The sequence below is a fragment of the Vibrio sp. 1641 genome (assembly GCF_033339995.1).
Classification (GTDB): domain Bacteria; phylum Pseudomonadota; class Gammaproteobacteria; order Enterobacterales; family Vibrionaceae; genus Vibrio; species Vibrio alginolyticus.
Genome location: NZ_JAWOVP010000433.1, coordinates 1 through 547, shown reverse-complemented (window position 1 = coordinate 547; position 547 = coordinate 1). Strand labels below are relative to the sequence as shown.

At 48.4% G+C, this 547-nt stretch carries 1 protein-coding gene; it reads left to right on the top strand.

Annotated elements, in window-relative coordinates; all coding sequences use genetic code 11:
• A partial coding sequence (locus R7Z47_RS26400) for an FAD-dependent oxidoreductase (protein WP_318130970.1) occupies nucleotides 1-532 on the top strand: 532 nt, incomplete at its 5' end.
• Between the last annotated feature and the right edge of the window lie 15 nt (nucleotides 533-547).

Sequence of the window (547 nt, the reverse complement as noted above, 5' to 3'; positions counted from 1 at the left end):
TGATACCGCGATGGACTGCGTGCGAACTTCGATCCGTCAAGGCGCATCTAACGTGATTTGTGCCTACCGTCGTGATGAAGAAAACATGCCAGGCTCCCGTCGAGAAGTGAAAAATGCCAAAGAAGAGGGCGTGAAGTTCATGTTTAACCTTCAGCCTTTAGGTATTGAGGTTGATGCGTATGGCAAAGTTTCAGGCGTGAAAGTGGTCAAAACTGCTTTAGGCGAGCCTGATGACGCAGGTCGCCGTCGCCCAGAACCTGTGGAAGGAAGTGAACACGTACTGCCTGCCGATGCTGTCATCATGGCATTTGGTTTCCAACCTCATCAAATGAACTGGCTTACTCCGTTCAATGTTGAACTTGATCAATGGGGACGAATCAAAGCACCCAACAACCAAGAGTTTCAATATCAAACCAGCAATGAAAAGATCTTCGCTGGGGGAGACGCAGTTCGCGGTTCTGATTTAGTGGTAACCGCCATTGGTGAAGGACGAAATGCAGCAGAAGGCATTCTTGATTACTTAAACGTATAGCGTCGTCCCAACACT